Annotated in this window: 29 protein-coding genes and 2 riboswitches; of the genes, 3 read left to right on the top strand and 26 right to left on the bottom strand. The window is 38.2% G+C overall.

Annotated features, from left to right (window positions below; translation table 11 throughout):
* Nucleotides 1–13: 13 nt before the first annotated feature.
* Genes ACFQ4X_RS08880 through ACFQ4X_RS08895 form a run of 4 tightly spaced genes read right to left on the bottom strand, consistent with a single transcriptional unit; the run spans nt 14 to nt 3,471 of the window.
* Complete coding sequence (locus ACFQ4X_RS08880) at nt 14–313, bottom strand: hypothetical protein (RefSeq protein WP_379834515.1); 300 nt, start codon at nt 311–313, stop codon at nt 14–16.
* A gap of 5 nt (nt 314–318) precedes the next feature.
* Nucleotides 319–921 carry a CPBP family intramembrane glutamic endopeptidase gene (locus ACFQ4X_RS08885; RefSeq protein ID WP_379834516.1) on the bottom strand — a complete coding sequence of 201 codons (603 nt, stop codon included), beginning with the start codon at nt 919–921 and terminating at the stop codon, nt 319–321.
* Between the two features lie 8 nt (nt 922–929).
* Nucleotides 930–2,423: a RecQ family ATP-dependent DNA helicase gene (locus ACFQ4X_RS08890; protein ID WP_379834518.1), complete on the bottom strand. Its 1,494-nt coding sequence runs from the start codon at nt 2,421–2,423 to the stop codon at nt 930–932.
* Nucleotides 2,401–3,471: a helix-turn-helix domain-containing protein gene (locus tag ACFQ4X_RS08895; protein WP_379834519.1), complete on the bottom strand. Its 1,071-nt coding sequence runs from the start codon at nt 3,469–3,471 to the stop codon at nt 2,401–2,403. The genes ACFQ4X_RS08890 and ACFQ4X_RS08895 overlap by 23 nt, the downstream gene beginning before the upstream one ends.
* 231 nt (nt 3,472–3,702) lie before the next feature.
* Between ACFQ4X_RS08895 and ACFQ4X_RS08900 the strand changes: the two genes are divergently transcribed.
* Together ACFQ4X_RS08900 and serA are read left to right on the top strand one after the other, a co-directional pair.
* Nucleotides 3,703–3,951: a ferredoxin gene (locus ACFQ4X_RS08900; protein ID WP_066290559.1), complete on the top strand. Its 249-nt coding sequence runs from the start codon at nt 3,703–3,705 to the stop codon at nt 3,949–3,951.
* A 187-nt stretch (nt 3,952–4,138) separates the two neighbouring features.
* Nucleotides 4,139–5,713 (top strand): phosphoglycerate dehydrogenase, encoded by a 1,575-nt coding sequence (gene serA, locus ACFQ4X_RS08905; protein WP_379834521.1) that lies wholly within the window; start codon nt 4,139–4,141, stop codon nt 5,711–5,713.
* Nucleotides 5,714–5,757: 44 nt separating this feature from the next.
* Here the strand turns inward: serA and ACFQ4X_RS08910 are convergent, their stop codons facing one another.
* From ACFQ4X_RS08910 to ACFQ4X_RS08990, 17 genes are all read right to left on the bottom strand, one after another.
* A complete protein-coding gene (locus ACFQ4X_RS08910; RefSeq protein ID WP_379834523.1) occupies nt 5,758–6,570 on the bottom strand; it encodes a histidinol-phosphatase in 813 nt (270 codons plus the stop codon).
* 331 nt (nt 6,571–6,901) lie between these two features.
* Complete coding sequence (locus ACFQ4X_RS08915; protein ID WP_379834524.1) at nt 6,902–7,450, bottom strand: ECF transporter S component; 549 nt, start codon at nt 7,448–7,450, stop codon at nt 6,902–6,904.
* Nucleotides 7,422–7,823, bottom strand: coding sequence for a DUF4430 domain-containing protein (locus tag ACFQ4X_RS08920; protein WP_379834526.1), 402 nt, complete (start codon nt 7,821–7,823; stop codon nt 7,422–7,424). The genes ACFQ4X_RS08915 and ACFQ4X_RS08920 overlap by 29 nt, the downstream gene beginning before the upstream one ends.
* A gap of 353 nt (nt 7,824–8,176) precedes the next feature.
* Nucleotides 8,177–8,360, bottom strand: a riboswitch (cobalamin riboswitch).
* Nucleotides 8,361–8,469: 109 nt separating this feature from the next.
* Nucleotides 8,470–10,257 (bottom strand): ATP-binding protein, encoded by a 1,788-nt coding sequence (locus ACFQ4X_RS08925; RefSeq protein ID WP_379834528.1) that lies wholly within the window; start codon nt 10,255–10,257, stop codon nt 8,470–8,472.
* Nucleotides 10,254–10,970, bottom strand: a complete 717-nt coding sequence (locus tag ACFQ4X_RS08930; protein ID WP_066290571.1) for a response regulator transcription factor — start codon at nt 10,968–10,970, stop codon at nt 10,254–10,256. The genes ACFQ4X_RS08925 and ACFQ4X_RS08930 overlap by 4 nt, the downstream gene beginning before the upstream one ends.
* 163 nt (nt 10,971–11,133) lie before the next feature.
* Nucleotides 11,134–12,318 carry a c-type cytochrome biogenesis protein CcsB gene (gene ccsB, locus ACFQ4X_RS08935; protein WP_379834530.1) on the bottom strand — a complete coding sequence of 395 codons (1,185 nt, stop codon included), beginning with the start codon at nt 12,316–12,318 and terminating at the stop codon, nt 11,134–11,136.
* A gap of 28 nt (nt 12,319–12,346) precedes the next feature.
* On the bottom strand, nt 12,347–13,951 hold the full coding sequence (resB, locus tag ACFQ4X_RS08940; RefSeq protein WP_379834531.1) for a cytochrome c biogenesis protein ResB: 1,605 nt from the start codon (nt 13,949–13,951) through the stop codon (nt 12,347–12,349).
* A gap of 12 nt (nt 13,952–13,963) precedes the next feature.
* Nucleotides 13,964–14,488 carry a thiol-disulfide oxidoreductase ResA gene (resA, locus tag ACFQ4X_RS08945; protein ID WP_379834533.1) on the bottom strand — a complete coding sequence of 175 codons (525 nt, stop codon included), beginning with the start codon at nt 14,486–14,488 and terminating at the stop codon, nt 13,964–13,966.
* A gap of 53 nt (nt 14,489–14,541) precedes the next feature.
* On the bottom strand, nt 14,542–15,288 hold the full coding sequence (locus tag ACFQ4X_RS08950) for a pseudouridine synthase (RefSeq protein WP_379834534.1): 747 nt from the start codon (nt 15,286–15,288) through the stop codon (nt 14,542–14,544).
* A gap of 93 nt (nt 15,289–15,381) precedes the next feature.
* Entirely contained in the window at nt 15,382–15,915 is a 534-nt protein-coding gene (locus ACFQ4X_RS08955; protein ID WP_066290584.1) for a spore maturation protein, read from the bottom strand.
* Nucleotides 15,916–16,509, bottom strand: a complete 594-nt coding sequence (locus tag ACFQ4X_RS08960) for a nucleoside recognition domain-containing protein (RefSeq protein WP_379834536.1) — start codon at nt 16,507–16,509, stop codon at nt 15,916–15,918.
* Complete coding sequence (locus ACFQ4X_RS08965; protein WP_379834537.1) at nt 16,503–17,672, bottom strand: serine hydrolase; 1,170 nt, start codon at nt 17,670–17,672, stop codon at nt 16,503–16,505. The genes ACFQ4X_RS08960 and ACFQ4X_RS08965 overlap by 7 nt, the downstream gene beginning before the upstream one ends.
* A gap of 80 nt (nt 17,673–17,752) precedes the next feature.
* The gene (locus tag ACFQ4X_RS08970) at nt 17,753–18,307 is read right to left on the bottom strand and encodes an isoprenylcysteine carboxyl methyltransferase family protein (RefSeq protein ID WP_379834539.1); all 555 of its coding nucleotides are present in this window, start codon (nt 18,305–18,307) and stop codon (nt 17,753–17,755) included.
* Between the two features lie 2 nt (nt 18,308–18,309).
* Nucleotides 18,310–19,389 (bottom strand): type III polyketide synthase, encoded by a 1,080-nt coding sequence (locus tag ACFQ4X_RS08975; RefSeq protein ID WP_379834541.1) that lies wholly within the window; start codon nt 19,387–19,389, stop codon nt 18,310–18,312.
* Between the two features lie 117 nt (nt 19,390–19,506).
* On the bottom strand, nt 19,507–19,866 hold the full coding sequence (locus ACFQ4X_RS08980; protein WP_379834543.1) for a hypothetical protein: 360 nt from the start codon (nt 19,864–19,866) through the stop codon (nt 19,507–19,509).
* 13 nt (nt 19,867–19,879) lie between these two features.
* Nucleotides 19,880–20,473, bottom strand: a complete 594-nt coding sequence (gene scpB / locus ACFQ4X_RS08985; RefSeq protein ID WP_379834545.1) for an SMC-Scp complex subunit ScpB — start codon at nt 20,471–20,473, stop codon at nt 19,880–19,882.
* Between the two features lie 6 nt (nt 20,474–20,479).
* Nucleotides 20,480–21,223, bottom strand: coding sequence for a segregation/condensation protein A (locus ACFQ4X_RS08990; protein ID WP_379834547.1), 744 nt, complete (start codon nt 21,221–21,223; stop codon nt 20,480–20,482).
* A gap of 136 nt (nt 21,224–21,359) precedes the next feature.
* Between ACFQ4X_RS08990 and ACFQ4X_RS08995 the strand changes: the two genes are divergently transcribed.
* Nucleotides 21,360–21,872, top strand: coding sequence for a DUF309 domain-containing protein (locus ACFQ4X_RS08995; protein ID WP_379834548.1), 513 nt, complete (start codon nt 21,360–21,362; stop codon nt 21,870–21,872).
* Between the two features lie 108 nt (nt 21,873–21,980).
* Here ACFQ4X_RS08995 and ACFQ4X_RS09000 read toward each other — a convergent pair whose 3' ends face one another.
* From ACFQ4X_RS09000 to spoVAE, 5 genes are all read right to left on the bottom strand, one after another.
* Nucleotides 21,981–22,415, bottom strand: a complete 435-nt coding sequence (locus ACFQ4X_RS09000; RefSeq protein WP_379834550.1) for a peptidylprolyl isomerase — start codon at nt 22,413–22,415, stop codon at nt 21,981–21,983.
* Nucleotides 22,416–22,482: 67 nt separating this feature from the next.
* Entirely contained in the window at nt 22,483–23,823 is a 1,341-nt protein-coding gene (lysA, locus tag ACFQ4X_RS09005) for a diaminopimelate decarboxylase (RefSeq protein WP_379837102.1), read from the bottom strand.
* Nucleotides 23,824–23,899: 76 nt separating this feature from the next.
* Nucleotides 23,900–24,076, bottom strand: a riboswitch (Lysine riboswitch).
* A 62-nt stretch (nt 24,077–24,138) separates the two neighbouring features.
* Nucleotides 24,139–25,614, bottom strand: coding sequence for a spore germination protein (locus ACFQ4X_RS09010; RefSeq protein ID WP_379834551.1), 1,476 nt, complete (start codon nt 25,612–25,614; stop codon nt 24,139–24,141).
* Nucleotides 25,580–26,176, bottom strand: a complete 597-nt coding sequence (locus ACFQ4X_RS09015) for a stage V sporulation protein AE (RefSeq protein ID WP_379834553.1) — start codon at nt 26,174–26,176, stop codon at nt 25,580–25,582. The genes ACFQ4X_RS09010 and ACFQ4X_RS09015 overlap by 35 nt, the downstream gene beginning before the upstream one ends.
* Nucleotides 26,177–26,527, bottom strand: a complete 351-nt coding sequence (spoVAE, locus tag ACFQ4X_RS09020; protein ID WP_130295163.1) for a stage V sporulation protein AE — start codon at nt 26,525–26,527, stop codon at nt 26,177–26,179.

The raw sequence follows: 26,527 nt of genomic DNA on the forward strand, positions 1-26,527 counted from the left end.
TTCCTGACGGTCTTTATCGTTCGATCTCCACTTGCTCAACACCTTTTTTATCTTCACTGTGGACCGGAGTGGATACTTTTTGTGACCAATATTTATAAGTCACAGTCAGGCCAATCAATAAAATAAAAGTAAACAGCAGCAGCCTCGTCAGCCAAAACATAGACATTTTTCGCTGTTTCTGGTTATTCTCTTTCTTTTTTTCGACCTCTTTTTTCTTTCCATGCACTTCACTTCTCGAAGGAAGTGTACTCGTTTGAAATTCGCTTAAGTCAGCGGCTTTTATTCTAAGATTTTCTGCCTGATCTTTCTCCATTTAAGTCACACTCCATTCTCGGTGTCTTTCCTGCCTTTATTATGTTCTCTAGCAATCCAGCAGCCGGAAATAAAATCAATTAAGAAATGAGCAAAAAACGGAACCCATATTGTTCCAGTCATCTCATATAACTGGCCAAGCCAAAAACTTAACAAGGTCACAATACTGAATAATAATGGCTTTCTAATATATCGGACATGAAGAAGTGAAAAGATAAGGCTTGTAATAACTAAACCTAATAAGGATTGTAACACTCCGCGGAAAAGCCATTCCTCCGCAAATGCAATAATTCCTGTCAAAATAAAAATATGAGGATATGACAAGGAGCTGAAGATTTTTTCATTAATTCCGCCATCATCCAAATAATGATCAGGAAGCCTTTTTTTTAATTCTATAGATAAGAAAGGTAAAAACAATCCGGTTGCTCCAGCTAATAGCAGATCTGTACTTGTTAGCGGACTATCAATATTCCAGGGAAAAGGAACATCAAAGAAAAAAGCAATAACAATAGCGATTATTAAAAATAAACCTTGTGAGATATAAACATTCAATAATAATTCTTTTGGAGTAAAATCATTAATCAAGTTTCCTTCTTGGGAATTATTCATATTTGTTGTTACACTTCCTGTCTAAATAAACGTTTAAGTTCATCTTCCCATACGTGATAAGTATTTATCTCTTTTTCTTGTTTTCCGTAAAAACGGGTAAGTTCATCCTGACAGCCGCTGCAGCATTCATCCATGGCTGCTATTTCTTCTTCACCAAAATATTTCAGCAGCATATTTCGTTTACAGCCTTCATCCATTATCCACTTTTTAATCATTGTTAATGATTTTAACTTTTCTCTTTTTCTTTCCTCTATCTTTTTCTTAAGTATTTTTTTCAATGATTCCCTTTTCACTTCTGGAACACAATTTTCAAACAATACTCCTGCATTATTAAGGTGGTATTCCATAAACCTTTTGCCTGTTTCAGAAATACCAGCTAACTGCAAACGCTCAGATAAAGTCTGTTCTGCAAGTACATCATAATCTGATAAAATGTAATCTATTTGATTATCATCAGGCAGCTCATGTTCAATAAAGTGGAATGGCACCTCTAAATCAGATTGATGATAAAGAAGAATCGCTGCTGACGGCTGCATATCCCGTCCGGCACGTCCTATTTCCTGAACATACCCTTCTACATTTGCTGGTGCATTATAATGAATCACATACCTGATATCAGGTTTATTTATGCCCATCCCAAATGCATTTGTGCATACGATCAGCTGCAGCTGCGAATTAAGAAATTGCTTTTGCACTAGCAATCTCTCATCCTGTTCCATACCCCCATGATAATAGGAAACATCTTGCATCCCCCTTTCATGAAGAACAGAGACAAGCTGTTCAGCACCTCTTCTCGTATTTGTATAAAGTATTCCCGGACCTTTTAATTCAGTTATTAGATCTATAGCTCTGTCTTGTTTTTGCTCTAGATCAGAAAAGGATTCAACAAAAATAGAGATATTCGCACGATTCACACTATGTATATGAACTTTCGCATCTCTCATTTCCAAATACTTCCGAATGTCTTCTTGTACTTTTACTGTAGCTGTTGCCGTTAATGCAAGACATACAGGGTTTCCGAGCTCTTCTCTAATAAATGCTAAATCCAAATAATGGGGCCGGAATTCATGTCCCCATTGAGAAATACAATGTGCTTCATCTACTACAAATAGCGACCAGTCGATCGATAATAAAGCAGATCGTATATATTTATTTTGCATGATCTCAGGGCTTACAAAGACAAACTGGTAATCTTTTAAGTGATGCAAAACTGATCGTCTATCTGATTGATCTAAGAAACTGTTTAACGCTACCGTTCTCTTAAAGCCAGCCTGTTTGAACTGATCAACTTGGTCCTGCATAAGAGACACTAACGGAGAAACGATTAAAGCTCTTCCTTTCAATAAAACGGCTGCCAACTGATAGATCAGTGTTTTCCCCGTCCCAGTAGGAAGCATGCCTAGTACATCATGACCTGAAAGAATATCTTCTAATATTTCTTTTTGTCCTGGTCTGAAATCATCAAAACCGTAATACTGTTTAAGTGCCGCTTCCAACTGCATGTTTCCCACCCTCTTTTGCCAGAACAAGCCGTATTTGCAAATATGTTAAATGTGGAAATGCTTCTTTAATCGGCCTGAGTTTATTTTCTTTTGTTTTATTATAAAAAAGGATAACTCTTTCTTTATCTTCCTCGCTTATGTAAGGATGAATTGAAAATTCAGGAATCTCCCGAGCGATTTCTACGAGGTGATCTTCCATTGTACTCAATTTCAAGTTTCTGATTTTCATAATTTCTTGTATGTCTTTTTCTTTTTGCAGCAGTTGATACGTCTGTAATGCAGATTTGGTTAAGGCGGGTACAACAATAAAATCCCCTATAAGTGAACTTAATACAGGATACATCCCAGGCTGCTCTCTAATTGATTTGAAAATTTGATGAAGTACTGAACGGAAGCGAAGTACCGTTTCAATTCTTGTTAATCCCCACTCTCTGGCAGACTGTTCAAATGTATTTCCAACACGGTTGTAGCCTGACAATTTTTTAACAAAAATTTCAGCACCCTCCGAATCGCATTTTTGTAATACTGTATTTAATTCATTGTATAAATAGGATGCAATATGTTTTCTTTGCTGTTCAGATCTAGGAAAAAGTATTTTTACTTTTTCAGCTGCTTCACGGTCTCTTATAACCGGAGAAAAATCAAAGTTATTATAAAGCGAGTTTGATAGGGACTGCACAAATAATGTAATGACTTGCCAGCATTTAAGTTCGATCGAAGCGTATTTTAGACCATTGAGCTTTTCAACGAATAAATAGCGTCCCTTAATCTCCCCGAGGAACTCTACACCTTTTTTAGTTACAAAAAAGACATTGTCTTCTTTAAGCTTTATCAGTTCATCCATATATAGCTCATCTATGATTGAGTTAAAATCATCTAACGTTAACCCTTTTAACGATGCATAATATTGTTCTATCTCAAACCATTGACTATCTGACAATGATTGTGATGTTTTCTTTCCAGTTAATATGTAATAAATACCTGAGCATTTTCTGCTGCCATCTACTTTTTGCAGAATGTCCATTATTATGGCATAACAAATATCCATACTTTATCACCACTCTATTTTCTTATATCTATTTTATCAGATTATAGGGAATTGAGAGTAAAAGTGTTATATTTTGCAGGAAGCTGGGTATAAAAGATAAGATGAGGATACTAATTTTCTATTGAAATGTAGAGGGATACTTATTACAATATGATTAGAAGACCCTTTAATAAAAAATGGTTAAATATGTATGACCGGATTAGTTTTCCAATTCCTTAGGAGGTATTCATTATGCCAAAGTATACGATTGTTGACAAAGAAACTTGTATCGCATGTGGAGCATGCGGAGCTGCAGCACCAGACATTTACGATTATGACGATGAAGGAATTGCATTTGTAACTCTTGACGAGAACCAAGGAATCGTTGAAATTCCTGACGTATTGTTAGAAGACATGCAAGACGCTTTTGAAGGCTGCCCAACAGATTCAATTAAGGTTGCAGATGAGCCTTTTGATGGCGATGCATTAAAATACGAATAGACAATAGTTACGAACCCTCTTTTAAGAGGGTTTTTTTATTTATTTTATTAAGGATGATTCTCATTGTCAATTAGTTTCTTTATTTTATGAAACCGCTATCTTAAAAAACATGGTTGTACCCTTATTCAGAATGTGTTAAATTATCAAAATATTGATGCAACTTATAAAGAATTCGAGGGGTGGAAACGTGACAGCAACCGTATTAGTTTGTGATGGCATTACAAGCGAGGGAATCGAACCTTTAGTAAGACTCGAAGGTGTAGAACTCATCTTCGGAAAGATTGATGATATCGAAGACCCTGACATGATTCAAGGAATAATGGTTAGAAGCGCTACTAAAATTACCGAGTCTGTTCTAGAAAAATTTTCAGGATTAAAAATTATTGCCCGTGCTGGTGTTGGTGTAGATAACATCGACCTTACCGCTGCAACCAAAAAAGGGGTTCTGGTTGTTAATGCTCCTGAAGGCAATACAATTTCAACTGCTGAACATACTTGGGCAATGATGATGTCCTTAGTACGTAATATCCCGCAAGCTAACCAATCTGTTAAGCTCGGTGAATGGGATAGAAAAAAATATACAGGCCAGGAACTTTACCAAAAAACACTTGGAATTATTGGTATGGGCCGCATCGGTTCTGAGCTTGCAAAACGTGCTAAAAGTTTTTCCATGAATGTTCTTGTTTTCGATCCTTATTTTTCATTAGAAAAACAAAAAGAATTATCTGTTACTTCTGTTGACCTTGATACGCTCATTCAACAAAGTGATATTATTACTGTTCATACCCCGCTTACAAAAGATACTCGCAAGCTGTTAAATCACGATAACCTTAAAAATACTAAAAAAGGCACATATCTCCTCAACTGCGCACGTGGAGGCATCATTGATGAAGAAGCTCTCTTGCACTATTTGAACACTGGCCACCTTTCAGGCTGTGCTCTAGATGTATTTGAACAAGAGCCTCCAGTTAACCGTTCATTGATTGATCATCCTAATGTTATCGTCACTCCTCATATTGCCGCTTCAACCATACAGGCTCAAAAAAATGTAGCTTATATGGCGAGCGATGAGATTAAATCGTTTATATTAAATAAACCTTTAAAACATGCCGTGAACTTCCCGTCATTATCTAAAGATACGTATGAAAAACTTATCGTCTATTATGACTTCTCACATGTACTCGGATCATTTACAACACAATTTTTCAAAGAGCCTGTCACCGAAATTTCCATTGGATATGGCGGATCACTCTCTGAAACAGATACGACATCACTGACCAGAAGCTTTCTTTGCGGTTTCTTAAAAACGAGACTCGGCAGACCTGTCAACGATGTCAATAGTATGGTGGCTGCTAACGAACGCGGGATCGTAGTAGGAGAAAAACGGGGTACAGATGACTACGGCTACCCAAATATTATTCATGTAAAAGTTACCGGACAAAATAGGACTTTCACACTATCCGCTACTTTAGTTAAAGGGTTTGGCGGACGCATTATACAATTGAATGGATATACAGTAGATTTTGTTCCCCAAGGATCTCTTTTATATATTGAACATCGTGATACACCTGGAATTATAGGAAAAGTAGGTGCCTTTCTAGGTGAACGGAAAATAAATATCGCAACGATGCACGTAGGAAGAAAATCAGCTGGCGGTGAAGCTATGATGGTATTAACATTTGATTCACAGCTGCCTGAAGAAATTCATAAAGAACTAGTCAACATTGAGGATCTGCTCGTTTGCAAACCGCAGGACCTGTAATTTATACATTAAAAAACTTGGCTCTGATGAGCCAAGTTTTTTATTTATCCTAATTCAACTTCTTTTCGCTCTCCATCTTTAAAAGTCATAAGTGTTGTATATCCTGTCTTTTTTGCAAGCTCAATAGAAGCTTCATAGTTTTCCCCTACTTGATGAGGTTCATGGGCATCAGAAGATAAAACGATAGGAATACCCTTTTTATAGCATAATGAAAGCAGCTCAGGTTCAGGGTATAATCTCCCGACAGGTTTACGTAACCCAGCTGAAGAAATTTCCACACATGTTTTTGAATTTTTCAAAGCGTCTGTTACCCTCTCATACTGCTCCATTAAAAATTCCTCGTCTTTTGGAACGTGATTAAAAATTTTCACCAAGTCAATATGTCCTACAATATCAAAAAGATTCGATTGTGCCAGCGTTATGATTTGGTCGTAATATGCCCTATATGTTTCGTACAGATCCCTTCGATCCCATTCTTTTCTGAATTCAGCAAGATCTATTCCAAAATCGTCAACCCAGTGAACAGAGCCGATCACGTAATCAAATGGATAAGATGAAATGAAGGATTCCATCTCTTTGTGGCTGCCTGGGGTATAGTCCATTTCAATAGACATTCTTACGTCTAAACCTAACCCTCCCGCTTTCTGAAATAAATTCACGTAGTCATCCATCGCATAATAGCGTCTTTCTTCCATCCATGGTTTCGAAACAATGTTTTTCGTTTCATAAAAATGATAAGCGTGTTCAGATATCCCAAATTCTTCGATTCCTTTTTGTTTTGCTGTCTCCACAAATTTCGTTAAGTAATCAATCGTCAAAGTTCCTTTTTCGAGATGAGCATGGTAATCCGTCAGCATATTGGTCTCCTTTTAAAAAAACGTTTTACCATATGTACCATGAATATCTCTTTCAATCAAGCATTTATGCTCCGAGTTTTCCTCCGATAAAAAGCACACTGATGCAGAGTGTTAAAAATAAAACCGCAAAAAAACGATTAAGATAGTCTCTCATTTTTGTCCTCCTAAAATTCAAGAATCAACTTTACTATCCTATTCAATTAATGAAATTTTTGAACTCGATTTTTAAAATTAGAGTGTGTTATCTTGGCAGACCGTTTTTTTCGCTAAGAGTGCGGCAGATTTCATTAACTTAACAATGAAGTTTAACAAGGTCCAAATAAAAACCGCCTTAATAGGCGGCTGTTTTGTTAAAATTGTTATTTAGCTGCTTCTCCATAATATATAGGAGCGGTTTGTATAGCACTATAAAGAATACTGCATTTCCAATCGCATGGTTCAAATCAAATGGCAGCCCTGCCAGATAATATGGCCAGAATTTTTGTGTAATGACACCGCCCATTATTACCGACATAATGAAACCGAACAGAAAGCCGCAGAAGCTTGCATATAAGCTCATGACCCACCATGGCATTCTATGACGGTATTTGCCGAGCAGACCGCTTAACACTGCAATAATCCCCCAAGCGATCATCTGCCCGAAAGTCCATAGCCCGTGACCTAAGAATAAGTTTGTTGTTAAAGTACTTAATATTGCTAGAATTAGACCTTGAACAGGACCAAGTACAAATGATGCTAATATTAAAATCGTTGTGTTCGGCTGAACGTTTGGAATCATTGCAAATGCGATGCGTCCTACAGTTAAGATTGCTGCAAGCAAGGCAATGATCGTAATCCTCCTGATCGTCAGCTTATTCATACTTGTGGAAGTCAAATTCAACAGTATCACCAGGTTTCAATGTGATTTCTTTTGCGCCTTTCATTGCTTCTTCGCCATTAACAGAAAAGAACCATGATGTTTTATCCTGTTCGTTTCCGGCAATCCCTTCAATACTGCTGATAAAAGAATCATCAAATTGAGTTTCGATCTTAAAGTTATCCTTCATAACATCCATTATTGTTGTTTCTTCCGTAATTGCTACTTTCTTTTCTGCAACCTTCTCTTTGCCATTATCTTTTGTAATTTGAACGGTTACTTGTTCTTTTTTGTTTTCTTCTGTTTTTGGCTGATCAGAAACCTTCTTTGTCTCAGATGTTCCACACCCAGCCAATAGCATCATCAATGCTGCAAATACTAAAATAAGTTTTTTCATCGTAAAACCTCTTTCTTGTTGATAATCTTTTTCTTTCAGGTTGTTTTCTAAAAGATTGTTGTTTTTGAGTCTCTTTTCTCGCTTCATTTGCAAGTTGATTGAAGCGCAAGGTGTGAGACTCCTAATGACGCATAGCGGCAGGAGGCTCACCGAACGCCCCGTGGAAAGCGAGCATCCTGTACCGGAAATCAACTACTTAAAAAAGCAACAATGGTTGCGAAAACAGCTTTCTTTTAAATCACCAAACAAAAAAATCCCCTTCGTCTACGAAGGAGATTGATAATTTGGTATACAGGCAGAAAACAGCGGCCGTTTAATGGCACTGCTTTAACACCCCCCTATCCTCGTAGGTCATGTCATGTACAAAACAGGCAGGTCTCCTGGCTCTTGATCATCGTCCCCTAACGCCTTCCCGTTTTCACAGTGGCAGATCAATTAGGTTTCTCACAATTACAGTGGCGGGACCGCAACGGAATCTAACCGTTTTCCCTATTATGCTTGTCCGATATGGACAGCACCTGTTAAAACACTTATGAAATTTTCTTTTACAATTCAATTATAACCGACTGGAGAAAATTGTGAAATCATTTTTTCAATCTATTCGATGTTCCTTATGAAACAAGATTAATCGGGAAAGAATGATAATTTATTTCACAGTTCGAGGTATTACGAAAGAGAATGTCGTACCTTCATTATTTTTACTATGAACATTAATTTGGCCGCAATGCGCTTCCACAATGTTTCTGGCGATTGCAAGGCCTAGACCGGTACCTCCTGATTTTCCTCTTGTCCTTGCTTTATCGCCTTTATAAAAGCGTTCAAAAACAAACGGAAGATCTTCCTCTTTAATTCCTGATCCGTTATCTTTAATGAAAAACTTAACTGCCTTTTCACTAGTTTCTATTGACAGACGAACGAACCCCCCATGTGAAGTATGGCGAATGGCATTATCTATTAAGTTTGTTAAAACTTGCTCAATTCGGTCAGGATCTATTTCCATCTCATTATGGATACCAGAAATATCGAGTGTTAGCTGTATATCTCTGTCTTTAGCAGGACCTTGAAATTTTCGCACGATACGTTCGGCGAATGGTGGAATTGCTAAGTGTGTATAGTGGAGCTTCATATGCCCTGCTTCTAATCTGGCAAGATCAAGCAGTTCATTAACAAGCCTTCCCATCCTTTTGGATTCATCCAAAATGATGCCTGCTAATTCCTTCTTTTCTTCTTCTGATTCTGCAACATCATCTACAATAGCTTCACTGTATCCCTGAAGCATCGCTATTGGTGTCTTAAGTTCATGTGAAACGTTTGCTACAAAATCCTCTCGCAATTTATCCATTCGACGCTCTTCTGTCATGTCACGCAGAACCGCAACAGCACCGCGAATTACAGAGTGATCATATAAAGGTGTCATTACTATAACCCATGAACGCCCCTGTATGTCTATTTCGGTCATCTGCTCGCTTTCAAGTGAAACAACCTGCTGAAAAAGCTGAGTGACAGCTATTGGAACATTTCCTTTCACTTCACTCTTCATTCCTGATTCATAATAAAAAGCTTGTAAAAAGCGGTCTGCCGGAGGATTTGTTACAAGGATATTCATCTTTCTGTCAAACGTAATAACACCATCAGCCATTGAACTCAAGATGCTTGTCAGCTGTTCTTTTTCCTGGTTTAAAGCTGTAATATTATTTTTAAGCTGACGTCCCATCCGGTTAAAGGTCATTCCTAGTTCACCAATCTCATCATGTGTTAAGATCGGCACTTTCATATCGAATTCACCTTTTGCAACAGATGTAGCTGCTTCTCTCATTTTTCTAAGAGGAGCTGTTATTCTTGTAGATAAAAAGAAAGCAAATATGATCGTGAGTATAATAGCTATACCAGCCGCTAAAAAGATAAGGTATTTCGTATGGTTTGTAGTTTTTGTTATATTCTCGATCGATTGGTAAACATATACGCCGCCTTTACCGTCTCCTGTTTCATAAGGTTCACCGTAAATGATCATCGTATGGGCAGATTTATTACCATCCGAAAGAATTGGAAATTCTCCGTTTATATAAATCTTTTTCTCTTCATCCACTACTGAAGATAATTGTTCATTATCACTAAAAACAGAAACAGGAATGTAAGGAGCATCACTAAAAGATTTTGTAGCGATAAATGATTCTTGATTTTCATCAATAATCATAATGGACATTGAATAAGCTTCTGCCATTTCACTCGTGATCCTAATGGCTTCTTCTTTATTTTCATCGTTCTCCATAATCAGGACAAGCCTGTCTGCCATTTTCGTCAGTTGTTCTCTTGCTTGATTATCATAAAAATTTTCAAAAAACTGGGTAAGCAATATTGTCAGCACTGTCAGTACGACTAATACCAGCAACAAAATGGTTACCGAAAGTTTGCCTACAACACTTCTCCAGATCATTCATTTCCCGCCTCAAATTTATATCCTACTCCCCAAACGGTTGCAATCATAGAGGCTGCATCTGGAGATACTTTGTTTAATTTTTCGCGAAGTCTTTTTACATGTGTATCTACCGTTCTTAAATCACCAAAAAATTCATAATTCCAAACATCCTTCAATAGCTGCTCACGAGCATAAACTTTATCTGGTGTTTTGGCTAAATAGTACAGCAGTTCATATTCTTTAGGTGTTAAGTTTACTTCTTTACCACCTGCTGTAACACGATGAGCGTCATGATCGATTGTTAAATGCTTGAATACAACCACATTTTTTGCAACGGTTTCCGTTTGAAGGAATTTTGTTGGTGAAGATCTTCTTAAAAGTGCCTTAACACGCAGGATGACTTCTCTTGGACTGAATGGTTTAGCGATATAATCATCTGTTCCAGCTTCAAATCCTTGGATCCTGTTTAGCTCTTCACCTTTTGCTGTTAGCATAATTACTGGAGTGGCTTTCTTTTCCCTTAGTTTTTCACACACTTCAATACCGTCCATACCCGGAAGCATCAAATCAAGCAGAATAAGATCAAAATTAATTGAAACAGCCATTTGAAGTGCTTCTTCTCCATTTTCTGCTTCATGTACTTCATAATTTTCTCTTTCAAGGTACATCGTTAATAATTTGCGAATTCGTTCTTCATCGTCAACCACTAAAATCTTTGCTTCTGTATTCATTTTTCAAGCCTCCACATGAAATCATAGTGAAAAATTTATTCCTATCATATCTATCCTGTTTCTATCATACATGAATTCTTCATCTTGGAACAAACAGGATACTCTTCATTTTACTTTATAAAAAAGCCCCTCTTAATAAAGAGAGACTTTTATGAAAAATCTATTATGCATATGAGTGCAATCCTACTAATACAAGATTTACTGCGATAAGGTTGAATGTAATGATCCAGAAACCTAATACGCAAAGCCATGCAGACTTTTCGCCATGCCAGCCTCTTGACAGTCTTAGGTGAAGATAAGCAGCATAGAACAAGAAAGTGATTAATGCCCATACTTCTTTAGGATCCCAGCCCCAGAATCTCGACCAAGCTTCCTGAGCCCAAATCATTGCAAAAATCAAAGCACCCAAAGTAAAGATCGGAAATCCGATTGCTACCGCACGATAGCTGATTTCATCAAGAAGATCAGGATTTATTTTCACCTTCGGCTGAAGCGCAGCCGCAATTCTTTTTCTTAAAATCAGTCTTAGCAGTCCATATAGGATTGCCCCTGAGAGAAGTGACCAGATAAACGTGTTTAATTTAATTGATGCATTTGCACCATTCATCCATGATGGTGTGGAAAAAAGCGGACCGAAAGAATCATCCAGCTGTTCTCCGTTTGCTGGTCCTGCAATTGCAGGCATCTCATAAACAATCTTTTCCGGCTGGTTCTGATCGTTCATGATTTCAAAGCTTGCTTCATAACCTGCACCTTTGAAAGCCATGGAAATAACGATGAAACCTACTACACTTATTAAACTGTACAAAACTATCTCAATCCACTTCGTCTTTTTAGAAGAAACAGATTGATCGACAGTACGAATTAAATAAATTAGACCTGAAACGAATGAAATAGCGAGTATTCCTTCACCTAAAGCGGCAGTAGTAACGTGAATTTTCAGCCAGTCGCTTTGCAGCGCTGGTATAAGCGGTGAAATATCTTTCGGAAACATACTTGCATAAGCAATAACAAGCAAAGCAACCGGCATCGCGAAAACACCTAATCCATTCGTACGGTAAATTGAATATAAAATGATAAATGCAAGTACCATCATCATTCCAAAGAAAGTTGTGAATTCAAATAGGTTACTAACTGGAGCATGTCCGCTAGCTATCCATCTTGTAATGAAATAGCCAAGCTGCGCTGCGAATCCAACGCATGCAGTTATGAATCCAATTTTACCCCATTTTTTTGTATGAGCTGCTTTTTCATTTTTTTTATCTGAAATAGACATCGCAAAAAACAGGGTAGAAAATAAATAAATCATGAATGCGCTATACAAAAGCGTACTGCTAATTTCAGCCATCCTAAACCCTCCTGCTCGAACGGTACTCCTATTTAGTATTAGTTTCCTTATCGACTAAAGCTGTTAAACTTGTCTTTTCACTAAGGAAATCTAAATCTTTTTTCAAGCCATACCAGTTCTTATTCGTGTGAGCTGCTGCCCACACTCCATCTTGATTTTGTTTAATCCAAATTCTTCTGTAGTTCCAATATAACCCTTGCGTAACACCGATCATAAAAATAATTCCGCCAAGAGCAATTATCCAGAGCGTATGGTCTTTTCTAACCGTTAAGGCTGTTAAGTCCTTTGTCTCGATCCCTGCAAACGACATTTTAAATTGATTCTCACCAGCTTCAATGTTCTTTTGAATACCTACAAATGCTTTTTCACCTTTTGGAGTTTCAGGAGAATACATTGAAAATACAAAAGCAGGGTTATCAGGCAAATTGTTTACTGTTGAAGGCTGATTTTGCTCATTAAGAATAAAGTTCGGAAAATACTCCTCAATCTCAACTCTGTAACCATTTCCCAAATCATACTTTTTCTCAGGTTCATGCAGATCAACAGTCAGCTTGCCAAACTTCTTGCCAGTTTCCTTCTCTTCTAATTCAAAACTCATCTTACTGAATTCATTCAGCTTAAAATCAGTCTGATAGAGTGCAAATGAATCAAATTTAAACGGTTCATTTACACGAATTTCACCGTCTTTTACTTTTATTAGTTCAGGCTCTTCCCCTATCGTGTGATTAGGCTTCGTCTTGTATAGTGTCACATTGCTTTGATAGTTTTTGGCTACTTCTCCATCTACTGAACTTAGTGCACTATTAAACTTCTTTTCTTCCTTATCATACATTTCGAGAATAAATTCTTTGTTTTCTAAGTAATATTGTCCGTCATCACTCTTTGTACCTGGTATTGACGCTTTTTCGCCTTCTCTGACCCAAAGAATTTCATCGACATACATTCCTGGGAAGAATCTAAGCATCGCACCAGTTAAGAAAATGATTAATCCAACATGGTTCACATACGCGCCCCACCTTGAAAAACGGCCCTTCTCTGCAAAAAGATTGCCCTTTTCTTCACGTACTTTATAACGCAATGATTCGAGTGTATATTTGATCTCTTCTAACTCTGCTTCTTCACTTACTGAGAACAAACGTTGATTCTTCATAAATTGATCATGCCTTGTAACTCTTTGCGTTTTTAAAGCTTTATAAAGCGGTATTCCGCGATCAAGGCTGGCAATAATAATAGAAAGTCCTAACATACCTAGCAGAATGATAAACCACCATGACCCATAAAGTTTATGGAAGCCCAACAAATAATAGATTAATCCAAGTGTTCCGTATTCGCTTTCATAATGAGTCGCAGGATCAACATTTGGCGGGATAAACGTTTCTTGAGGAAAAATTGTCCCTATTGCAGCAGCGACCAGTATGATGATTATAAGCCACACTCCAACTCTTACAGACGAAAAGAAGTTCCAGGTATGGTCTACAAACGTTTTTTTATACGTTTGAGATCTTCTGGCGCTTCCTTCATAACGCATGCTTGATAGCACTTCAACGTCGTTATCCAGTGGCTTACCACAGGCTTGGCAAAGACTTGTACCGTAAGGATTGGAGTGGCCGCATTCACATGTTATTGATTGCATCTTTTCACCCCGTTACGGCTTGATTTTTTCCATAAAGGAAATAATTTTTTCTTCAGACAGTGATTCACTCGTTCGTCCCACCACTTTCCCATTTTTATCAATAAGAATCGTAGTTGGAATTGGGCCTATGCCGTATGCTTTCGTTACTTCTCTTTGTTTATCCATCGGTATTGGAAAGGTTAAACGATAACGATCCACAAAGTTACTTACTGATACATTTGTTTCACTGACATTTACAGCTAGAATTACTACACCTTGTTCTTTGTAGGTTTCGTATTGCCTTTGCATATAGGGCATTTCCCGTTCACATGGCTTGCACCATGTTCCCCAAAAATTTAAGAAGACCCCTTTACCCCGGTAATCTTCAAGTTCAACCCGGTTGCCATTTAGATCAGTAAGTACAAAATTGGGAGCTGTGTCTCCCTTTTTTATGTAAGTACCATTTTCTTCAAAGATACTGTTATAGATTGTATAACCGATCGCTATAACTAAGATGGCAAGCAAAGCAGAGCGAAACCATAATCTTTTTTTCTTCAAAGCTATCCGCTCCTTTTAGCCGCTTCCATTTTACTATAACTTGAAAAAAAAGCCTATCTACGGCTTTTTTTTGACGTTTGTGTGACAGCCATGTTTCTTAGCTGCTTTATTTCATGTGGAGTTAGTTCTCTAAACTCACCTGGATTAAGTCCTCTAAGATCAAGAAATCCATATCTTTCGCGCTTCAGCTTCATAACAGGAGATCCGATTGCTTCTAGCATTCGCTTGACCTGCCGGTTCTTTCCTTCATGAATCGTTAATTCTACGATTGCTGTTCCTTTTTTCTTATCGATAGATGTAACTTTCGCTTTAGCAGGTGCAGTCATACCATCTTCCAGGCGAATCCCTCGTTCAAGCTGCTTAATCTTTTCTCTTGGGGGAATTCCTTTCACTTTAGCAATGTACACTTTATCTAACTGGTACCGTGGATGCATCAGCACATTCGCGAATTCTCCGTCATTTGTCATGATAATGACACCTGTAGTGTCATAATCTAATCTGCCAACCGGAAAAACTCGCTGTTCGATGATATCTTTGAAATAATCAGCAACTGTTTTACGTCCTTTATCATCAGATACTGCTGTTATTACTCCAGAAGGTTTATACATCAAAAAATAAACGGGCTGTTCCCGTTGAATTTGAATTTCGTTCACTTCAATTTTATCTTTTGTTCCGACTTTTGTGCCGAGTTCGGTCACAACATTTCCGTTCACTTTCACTTTGCCTTCACGGATTAATTCCTCTGCTTTTCTTCGGGAAGTTATACCGCTTTGAGCAATCACTTTTTGCAATCGTTCCATGATTTCACCTCATGTCTCATCATACCTTCATTATTCGTAATTCTCAACCACGTTAAACGTAAAAAAGAGCCTTAAAGGCTCTTTTTATTCGTTTTATGAGTAAAAAAGAAGTGATATCGCCGCGATGGATGCTAAAAATCCGATCAAGTCTGCTAATAGACCAACCTTTAAAGCATATTTCATTTTTTTAATTCCGACCGCTCCAAAATATACTGTCAGTACATAAAATGTCGTATCCGTACTTCCTTGTATCGTTGAAGCCAACCTTCCAATAAAGGAGTCTGGCCCATGAGTTGCAATGAGATCAGATGTCATACCAAGAGCACCTGTCCCAGAAATCGTTCTCATCAATCCAAGCGGAACGACTTCTGCTGGTATATGAAACAATGAAAATATGGGACGCATAGCGAGCATAACATAATCTAATGCTCCAGAAGCTCTGAAAACAGATATGGCTACTAGCATACCAACTAAGAATGGAATAATATTTATCGCAATGGAAAACCCTTCTTTTCCTCCTTCTACAAATGTTTCATAGGTTGGGACTTTTTTGTAGGTTCCATAGAGCAATATAAAACCGATTAAAAGGGGGATAAACCAAATCGAAAATGATTGAACGAAATTCATCTATTTCCCTCCCTTTTGCAAGGAGCGGTAATAGTAATACCTGTCGATCAGGATGGCTCCAACTGTTGCAACAGCTGTCGCTAAAAGTGTCGGTGCAACGATATCAGTCGGAGATTGAGAGTTATAGCTCATTCTTATAGCGATGATTGTGGTAGGAATTAATGTAATGCTTGATGTATTAATAGCAAGCAATGTGATCATCGAACGGCTAGCCTCGTTCTTTCCGCCATTAAGTATCTTTAGCTGTTCCATTGCTTTTATACCCATTGGTGTGGCTGCGTTCCCCAGTCCGAGCAGGTTCGCTGCCATATTTGATAAAATGTATCCCTGTGCCGGATGATCTTTTGGAATATCAGGAAATAGCCATTTGACAATTGGACGGAAAAGGTATGCTAGGACTTCTAACAATCCGCCTTTTTCTGCTATTTTCATAATCCCAAGCCAAAACACGAGAATACTTATCATAGCAAAACTCAAAGTTACTGCTTCCTTTGCACTTGTAAAAATTGCTGCATTTACTTTATCCATGTTGCCATTAATAGCTGCAACAACAAATCCAATCACCATCATACCGACCCAAATGTAATTCACCATGAGCCATTATGCTCCCTTGCTGCAAAGAAAAGCTGGTTCAGCATACCTTTAAATGTTGTCCAGATACCATCTTTGTGAGGTTTTATTAATGCTTTTCCATCATAATATAGCGGTAAATCTGCTATTCTTAAACCATTTAAATCTATAAAATACCTTCCTACAGGCTTAGGAATATCTTCTTCTTCCCATTCACCAGACTTGGGTAATTTATATAAATGAATCGAAGAAGAGATCTGTTTAATCTCTTCTTTCATTAACGGATAAGAAAAAGTACGGTTTGCTTCAACTTTTCCTTTATAACCTCTATCTTTAATACTGGGTACTTTACCTTCCTTAATCAGCTCGGTCATTTGAAAAGAGTGAAATCCCCACTCGAACATATTTCTATGATCTTCCCAGTCATCAGGATCATTTAGTGTAACTGCGATAAGCTCCATTCCGTCTTTCTCGGCTGTTGAAACCAGAGTTCTTTTTGCACGATTTGTATAGCCTGTTTTCCCGCCAGTGGCATTTTCATAAAGCTTCAGCATTTTATTTTTGTTTCGCCACACTCTGTCCCACTTTTCACCCGTTTGCTCAGAACGGTATACCTTCGTTGCTGATATATCTTTAAACATGTCGTTGTTCATAGCATACTTAGTCAGAAGTGCCATATCATAGGCGGTTGAATAATGGTCTTCATGTGTGTCGAGTCCATGAGGATTTCTAAAGCGAGTATGTTTCATTCCTATTTCTTCTGCCTTTTGATTCATAAGATAGGCAAATCCATCTAAGCTTCCGCCAACATGTTCTGCGATCGCAACAGCAGAATCATTTCCTGATCTCAGCATCAATCCATAAACCAGGTCTGTTAATGGGATTTTCTCACCGGGTTTTAAATAAAGAGAAGATCCTTCTGTTCTCGCTGCATGTTCGGTTATGGTTACAGTATCCTGCATCTTTCCGGATTCAATGGCAAGGATAGCAGTCATGATTTTCGTTATACTAGCGATTCTCATGGGACGATGTTCATTCCGGCCATATAAAACTCTTCCTGAGGATTGTTCCATCAGTACAGCCGCTTTTGCTGATACACCAGGTTCAGCCTTTGCTTCTTGCGGGAAAACTGCAAGTATAAGCGAGCATATTACAATGTAAATAAGAGGTGAAATGATTTGTTTCATTCAAAATCCCGCCCTTTAGGTGTTTTGTAAAAGTTTATGCAAACAAGGACAGGTTATGAATGGGATTTACTTCCGCTCTTTTATTGAATAGGAAAGAAACGTTGTTTTTCACCGTGTCTATTTTCATAATCAGTAAGTTCCATTAATGCTTTTTCTTCTGCTGGTATTCTTACACGGAGCATCAAGATATTTAATATTGTAAAAAGAAATGCGGTAACATAAGCGCCAAAAATAAGAGGAATTACTAAAAGTTCCAATGCTACGACTAAGTAATTAGGATGTCTTATAAAACGGTACGGTCCTTTAGCCACAACTTCAGCACCTGGAAGCAGAATGATTTTTGTATTCCAGAAAACTCCTAAAGAGGTGATCGCCCACACCCGAATTATTTGTGCAATTAAAAACAATACAAACGGAATCATCCACCATGAAGGAGAAAAAGCACCGAAGAACATTACTTCAGCAAATAGAAAAAGAAAAAATGAGGCATGCAGAGTTACCATCCATTTATAATGGCCGCTCCCTGCCTCAACAGCCCCCTTGGATCGGAGAGTTTCTTCATTCTTTCTGGCGATTTTCACTTCTGCAAGTCTCTGGATTATTAAAAAAGTCCAAAAAACGAGAAACCAATTCACCGTTATTTCCTCCATTCGACTAACAAAAGCTCTGATGAGAAACCAGGGCCAAGTGCTGCCATAATTCCTAAATCACCTTCATTTTGTTTTATGTCCATAAATTGTTTCAAAACATAAAAGACAGTAGCCGAAGACATGTTGCCGTTTGACATAAGCACATCTCGTGAAATATCAGTTTTGGAAATAGGCAGGCCAAGAGCATCAACATATGCCTGAAGGACTTTCTTGCCTCCGGGATGGGCAATAAAATTTTTGATCTGTTCTCCGGTTAAATGATTTCGGTTTAGAAACTCATCAACGTTCGGTTTAAGCCATGTTCGTATCACATTAGGTATATCACGTGAAAAGACAACATAAAGACCTGTATCTTTTACCTCCCATCCCATTACATCCTCTGAATGAGGCTTTAATGTGGACATTGTATCTAAAATATAAGGCTTTAATTCTGCTGATTTACCAGCATCTGATTCTTCTCCGCATATAAGTGCGCATGCAACCCCATCTGCAAATAAGGAGGTACCTACAAGATTGCTTTTAGAAAAATCCTCATGCTGGAACGTCAAGCTGCATAATTCAACACTCAATACGAGCACGTTTGACTTCGGATATGCTTTACAATAATCAAAAGCTCTCGAAAAGCCTGATGCACCACCTGCACATCCTAAGCCCCATATAGGTATTCGTTTCGTATGAGAGGAAAACGGCAGCATATTCATGATTCTGGCTTCTATACTAGGAGTGGATATCCCGGAACTGGAAATAAAAAAGATTGCGTCAATATTTTCATAAGGGATTATAGGACTGTCTGCTGGGCCCATGCATTTTTGGATGCATTCTGCTCCAAGATTCGTAGCAAAGTCTATGTATAAATCATTTTTTTCTTGAAAACTTCTCTTTTCTTTAAACCATTCAATCGGCATTACAAAATATCTTGATGAAATCTCACCATTCTGAAAAACTTTTAATAAACGTTCAATATCTGAAAATGCATCCTGAAATAAGTTTCTTGCAAATTCCATCGTTTCTTTTTGCGATAGTTTGTGCGGGGGATTAACGGTTTCGACTGCTGCTATTCTGGGCAAAAGATTTCTCTCCTTCGACTCGTTTTACTTATTTGTTAATTTACCCTTAACCCTTTATTTAAAACAGAACGATTTACAAATAAAAAAGCAGCCAAGGACTTGGCTGCTCAAAAAAAATTATTCAAATGGCTTTAAAAGATTCGTTAATGTTTTTTCATCAGGATCCATAAAAAGACTCTTAAAATTTTCATATTCGTTAATGTAAACTCGTTTTCTTTTCAAATATGAATCATTTTTGCTGAGTGCTGCTAATGCTGCTAATTCACGGAGTTTATATTTTTGGAGATGCTGCTTCCAGAAATCAAGCTGAGTTAATTCATCTTCAAGTTTTTCTTCAAAGTAACGTACATAGAGAAGATGAAAGGTATGTTTTTCACCATTTATTTCGTAGGATGCTTCTGAACGGTTAAAGAAATCCTCTGATGTATTCGGTTTTTCTTTTTCTAATTCAATACCATCAATATGATGAATCAGCAAAACAGCTTCCCCCTTAGTTATCTTCAAAAGATATAGATTCCTGAAACTTTGAAAAGAATAGGTCTGCTTCCTGTTCCACGCTCTCCTCTTGAATGTTCTCCGGGAGCGGAGGCAGTTCTTTAATCGTCTGAAGGCCGAAATGATCTAAAAATGCTTTGGTAGTGCCGTACAAAATAGCTCTCCCAGTTCCTTCTGCCCTTCCGACCTCTTTTACAAGCCCTTTTGCAGATAAAGTTTGAAGAGGCTTTTCTGTCTTCACTCCTCTGACTTCTTCGATCTCAGATCTTGTAATAGGCTGTCTATAGGCAATGATTGCTAAAGTTTCGAGAGCCGCTTGTGAAAGAGTAGAGTGACCAGGGGTTTCAACAAGACGCTCGTAAAAAACTGCATGATCTGGTTTCGTTACGAACTGAAGTGATCCTGCGTATTCAACGATAGTCATACCTCTGTCAGGTGAAAGGTAGCTTTCTTTCAACTCATTAATAATCTCATCTATTTCCTTGCTGTCTTTTTCAAGAACTTGTGCAATTTGTTTTCGGTCGATGCCTTCATCTCCGCTGACAAAGAGCAAACCTTCAATAACCGCTTTTATTTCATTTCGTTCCAAATCCTTTTACTCCTCTATCATGGTAATATAAATTTCACTAAAATGGTCTTGCTGCTCACAGTTAATACTTTTTACTTTCATTAATTCCAAAATGGCCAGAAACGTAACTACCACATGCTCTTTTGAGCTTTTATCAAAAAGATCGGTAAAACGTCTTTTGCCTCCAACAGATAGGAGTGATTGTTTAATCTGGTCCATTCTGGTTTCAATCGGAATTTCCTGGCGTTCTATCGTTGTTTGTCTTGGTGACCGAGTCACTTTTTCCTGAAAGACCTTCTGCATTGCCTGCAGCATATCATAAAGCGTTACATTTGTTACCTGCTGAGCTGTTTCCTCTTTTTCAAACTGACTTAAATCGAGCGGTTCTCTAGTATAAACTAAGCTTCTTGCAGCTTCTCTTTCTTTTAATTCATCTGCTGCAAACTTATATTTCCTGTATTCAATTAACCTTCTCACCAATTCGTCTCTCGGATCTTCTTCTACGTCTAATTCCATCTGCTGATCAAAAAAATCATCTTCATGCTTCGGCAGTAGCATCTTGCTTTTTATCGCAAGCAAAGTTGCAGCCATGACTAAATATTCACTGGCAACATCCAGTTTAAGTTCTTTCATCGTATGTATATATTGCAAGTATTGCTCTGTAATTATTGCTACAGGTATATCATAAATATCTACTTCGTATGTTTGAATTAAATGAAGCAGCAAATCAAGCGGACCTTCAAATCCATCAAGCTTCACACTATATTGCATAACATTTCCCCAGTTTTATCAACGTTTTTTGTATTATAAAATTATATCATATTTTCAACATACAAAAGCTGTATTTTTATTAGTCAGAGGCCTATGGTAAACTAAATGCGTAAAAGCAAAGGGGTGTGGGCACAAGTTGAATTATCCGAAAGCTTGGATTGATTATTTAATCTATTTCCATACTGATCAAGACTTTTTTGAGTGCCATGAAGTACTCGAGGAGCATTGGAAGAACGAAGGAATGAAAGGAAACCTATGGCCGGGGCTCATCCAGATCGCTGTAGCTCTCTACCATCAGAGACGCGGTAATATGAACGGTGCAAAAAGAATGATAACAAGCGGAATTCAAAAACTTCAAAGCGAAAAAGCTGCACTCCATTCACTGGGACTTGAACCTGACAATCTTATTGAAATGCTGGAGAATAGAAAAAAAGAGATTGTTCAGCAAAAAAAATTTAAGCCTGTTTCACTCCCATTAATACCGTCATTGAAAAAAACATGCTTATTAGAAGCCGAAAAAACCGGGAAGGCATGGGAATCAAAACTTGTTCTAGACGAGACTATTATTCATAAACATAGATTAAGAGACCGAACACCTGTTATCGAGGAAAGAGAAAAACAGAAATTGCAAAAGAACAGAATTCTTTGATAAAAAATCATAACCCCCTGTCAACAGAAGCCTTGACAGGGGATTTTTATGCGTTCAGCATATCAAACAACAATAAAAAAAGCCCCGGATACCCGGGGCCGCTCAATATTACTCTTCCCAAACTTTAACTTCTTTCATTGCATCGCCTTGCTTAATGCGCAAAACAGTGTCCATTCCTTCAGTAACTTGTCCGAAAACTGTGTGTACACCATTCAGATGCGGCTGAGGCTCGTGTACGATAAAGAACTGGCTTCCACCAGTATCACGGCCAGCGTGAGCCATTGATAGAGATCCTGCTACATGTTTGTGAGGATTCCCTTCTGTTTCACAAGGAATTGAGTAACCAGGGCCGCCTGCACCAGTTCCAGTCGGATCTCCGCCTTGTGCTACGAAACCAGGAATTACACGGTGGAATGTTACTCCATTATAAAATCCTTCGTTTGCAAGCTTTTCAAAGTTTTCTACAGTTCCAGGTGCTTCTTCTTGATATAAATCAAATAATATTTTTTCGCCATTTTCGAATTCGATTGAACCTTTTTTCATTAAATAGGCCTCCTTATGTTTCATTCACATACCATTGTACGGTGAAATGACATCGCCGTAAACTAATTTACACAAAAACCTTTGATTTTAAGGGCACATCCTGTCTGACTAAGTCTTCGTAAGTTTCTCTCTTAACGACAAGCTGTTCTTCACCATTTTCTACAAAAACAACTGCTGGACGCTGTATTCGGTTATAATTGTTTGCCATACTGTATCCATACGCTCCTGTACAAGATACAGCAAGATAATCTTGATCCGTCACTTCAGGCAGCTCCAAATCCCAAATGAGCATATCTCCGCTCTCACAGCACTTTCCTGCAATTGATACTGTTTGGGCAGGCTTATCGTTCATCTTGTTTGCTGTATATGCGTCATATTTTGCTTGATAAAGAGCTGGACGAATATTATCTGTCATACCGCCATCAACAGAAACATAATGTCTTACACCTTCAATCTCTTTTTGAGAACCGATCGAATAGATCGTTGTCCCAGCATCTCCAACGAGTGATCTCCCTGGTTCAATCCATAATTCAGGAATTGACTTTCCTTCGAAATGAGCCATTTTACGATTGACTTCATCAATCATTGCCATAACATACTGTTCTGGCTCAAGAGGTGTGTCATCAGAAGTATATTGAATACCAAATCCACCGCCTAGATTCACGACGCGAGGAAAATATTGATAGCTCTCTTCCCAAATCTTAAAATGGCTAAACAGCTTATCAATTGCTAGAGTAAAACCTTCAGTTTCAAAGATTTGAGAACCTATGTGACAATGTATGCCGAGCACCTCGAAAAACTCAGACTCAAGGACTTCTTGCAATGCCTTATCTGCTTGCCCGCTTCCTAAGTCAAAACCAAATTTAGAATCTTCCTGACCGGTTATGATGTAATCATGTGTATGGGCTTCAATACCAGGTGTAAGACGCAATAAGATCTTGACTTTCTTATTCAGTTTTCTGCATAGCATTTTTAACAGATTTATTTCATAAAAATTGTCTACTACAATACACCCTACTCCTGCTGAAAGTGCGAACTCTAATTCCTCAACACTCTTGTTGTTTCCATGAAAATGGATACATTCTGCAGGAAATTCTGCTTGGAGTGCTGTATAAAGTTCCCCGCCGGAAACAACATCCAAACTTAACCCTTCTTGATCCATAAGCTGAATGATCGCGATAGAAGAAAATGCTTTGCTGGCGTATGCTACCTGATATCCAACACCCTTTTCTTCAAATGCTTTCTTGAATCCTCTCGCTCTAGTTCTTATTAAAGCAACATCATATAGATAAAGCGGTGTGCCATACTTTTTTGCAAGTTCGACTGTATCTGCTCCGCCTATCCAAAGATGATTATTTTCTCCGATTTTAGCTGTGCCATGTAAATTCACAATTAATCCCCTCTCCATGATGATGGAGAATTCAATCCCGACAATAATAAAAAAACAGCCGCAATTAAGGCAGGCTGTCATGACCGTGCCCTCATGTCGGAATAGCTCTCCACTACTGTTGTAGTGACAGTCCGCTGCTTGTTCAGCAACGGCCCAGCATAAAAAGAAATGGATCTCCTTTTACACTTCGGCAAATTGACCTTTCGACATATTTCATCGTCTTCCATGAACTCCATATGCTACTTATTCGTTTTGCGCCTCTACCTCAAATGAGGCATATATTGAATTAGTTATGAATTTTATCACAATTTTTGTTAATCCACAAGGGACAGATTAATTAGTCGGCTGTTTTTTAGGGTTTTGCGGATGAACAATACTTGGGCGCACTTTGGAAAGCGGAACCGCAACACGAATAACAATCTGCAAAAACGCCTTAGGATTGAACGGTATGAACGGCCAAAGATACGGTGTGTTTAAATTTTTTATAGTGCTTAAGTAAAGGATAAAGCCCGTAACACCTATCATGTATCCCGGAACCTTGAACAGGACTACTAAAACGATTAAGACCAGTCTTACTACTTTATTTGCAACACTGAGTTCATAACTCGGAGTTGAGAACGATCCGATGGCAGCGATAGCAACATATAAAATTACTTCTGGAACAAACAGTCCTACATCAATAGCAATCTGACCAATTAAAACCGCTGCAATTAGCCCCATCGCGGTCGAAAGTGCACTAGGAGTATGAATGGCTGCAAGCCTTAATATATCAATTCCTATTTCTGCAAATATAATCTGTAAAAATAAAGGAATGTTTGTTGTTTTATTCGGTCCGATGAAATCGATAAATGGAGGAAGCAGCTCACTATTCATTGAAAATAACAGCCACATTGGTACTAAAAAGACTGACATGATCATACCGCTAAAACGAATCCATCTTAGAAATGCACCTATAAAAGGCGTTTGCCGATATTCCTCTGCGTGCTGCACATGATGAAAAAGCGTTGTAGGTGTAATAATTACGCTTGGAGAAGTGTCAGTAATTATTAATACATGGCCTTCCATCAAATGCTGTGCCGCAACGTCTGGTCTCTCTGTGTATCGAACGAGCGGAAAAGGATTCCAGCCTTGTTTAACAATAAATTCTTCGATTGTCTTATCTGCCATCGGTATTCCGTCGATTTGTATTTTTCCTAACTCGTCTCGGATCAGATTAACTAAGCCAGGATCCGCTACGTCTTGTATATAGGAAAGACAGATATCAGTCTTCGAACGTTCACCAACTTGAAGGATCTCATGTCTAAGCCTTTCATCCCGGATTCTTCTTCTAGTAAGAGCTGTATTAATAATAATATTCTCTGTATAACCGTCTCGCGAACCCCTTACAACTTTTTCGATATCTGGTTCTTCAGGTGATCTGCCAGGATAGCTTCTTACATCAACAACAAAAGCTTCTTCTTCACCATCAAGAAATATTACAATCAATCCTGAAAGCATTCTGTCTACTGCTTCATCTAGTGATTTTGTAAGTTCAACCTGCTGGTGAGCAAGGTGATTATGTACAAGATCTTTTACTTTCCCTGGAGATCTGTGGCCATGGTCCATATCCATAAGCTCGCGATACAGCATAATGATAAATTCACTGTCACAAAGACCAGTACAATAATATAGCTGAAGCTCTTTTTTGAGTACAAATATTTTTCGGACACCTACATCAAAACTTATACCGATGCCAAGGCGGTCTTTTAAGAACTTTTCATTCTCTTCTATATTTTTACTGATCGGTGTTTTGTTCTTTGTATTTGCCATGAGATTCGCTCCTTTCTAGAATGAGATTGATTGCTTTTAAGGTTATAGGGGCTCCTTTTTCAACTGAATCGAACCCAGCCATCTTTCCAATATCACCTACTCCGATTACAAAAGGAAGATTCAGTTCGTCTAGTATATAGACCGTATCCCCATTGATTCTTCCAGTTTCCAAATCAGGCACTCCGCTTTTATCAATGCCAAACTCAGTGAGTTCACCATATCTGTCCATCGAACAATGAACCTTTGTCCATTCTGCAAAATGCGTTTTAGATGCGACTGCTACCGCCCCGATAACATCAAAATCCTCTTGCTGATGGATAATTCTCATAGCCTGCTCACCAGGCCCTTCACCTTTAAAGCCACAATCATCAAACATTACAAGGACAGGGTCATGAGGGGTTTTACGGATCATTTCAACAAGTTCTTCACCGCTTTTTTTGGTCGGATTTCCCCAAGACTGTGAAATACAGCGTCCGCCAATTATTTTGGCAGCATGTTCAACAACCCGAAGCGCATAAAAATCTCCATCTGTTATGAAAATAACCCGTTTTTTCACCCTCAATCACCCCTTTGGTTCGAAGATAACTGCAACTAAAAACCCAAATAGAATAGCAGATGATATCCCTGCAGAAGTTAACTCGAAAATCCCCATTGCTATACCGATAAATCCATGTTCATCAGCTGCTGCCATTGCTCCGTGCAGCAATGAGTGTCCGAAGCTGGTAATAGGAACAGTAGCCCCTGCTCCTGCAAATTTAATGAGGTTGTCATATATTCCGAAAGCATCCAGAAAAGCTCCGATTACAACAAATGATGTTGTAACATGGGCAGGTGTCAATTTTAAAATATCCATCATTAATTGACCCACTACACAGATTGCTCCCCCTACAATGAAGGCCCAAAGAAATTCCAT

The sequence above is a fragment of the Fictibacillus halophilus genome (assembly GCF_042680145.1).
Taxonomy (GTDB): Bacteria; Bacillota; Bacilli; order Bacillales; family Fictibacillaceae; genus Fictibacillus; species Fictibacillus halophilus_A.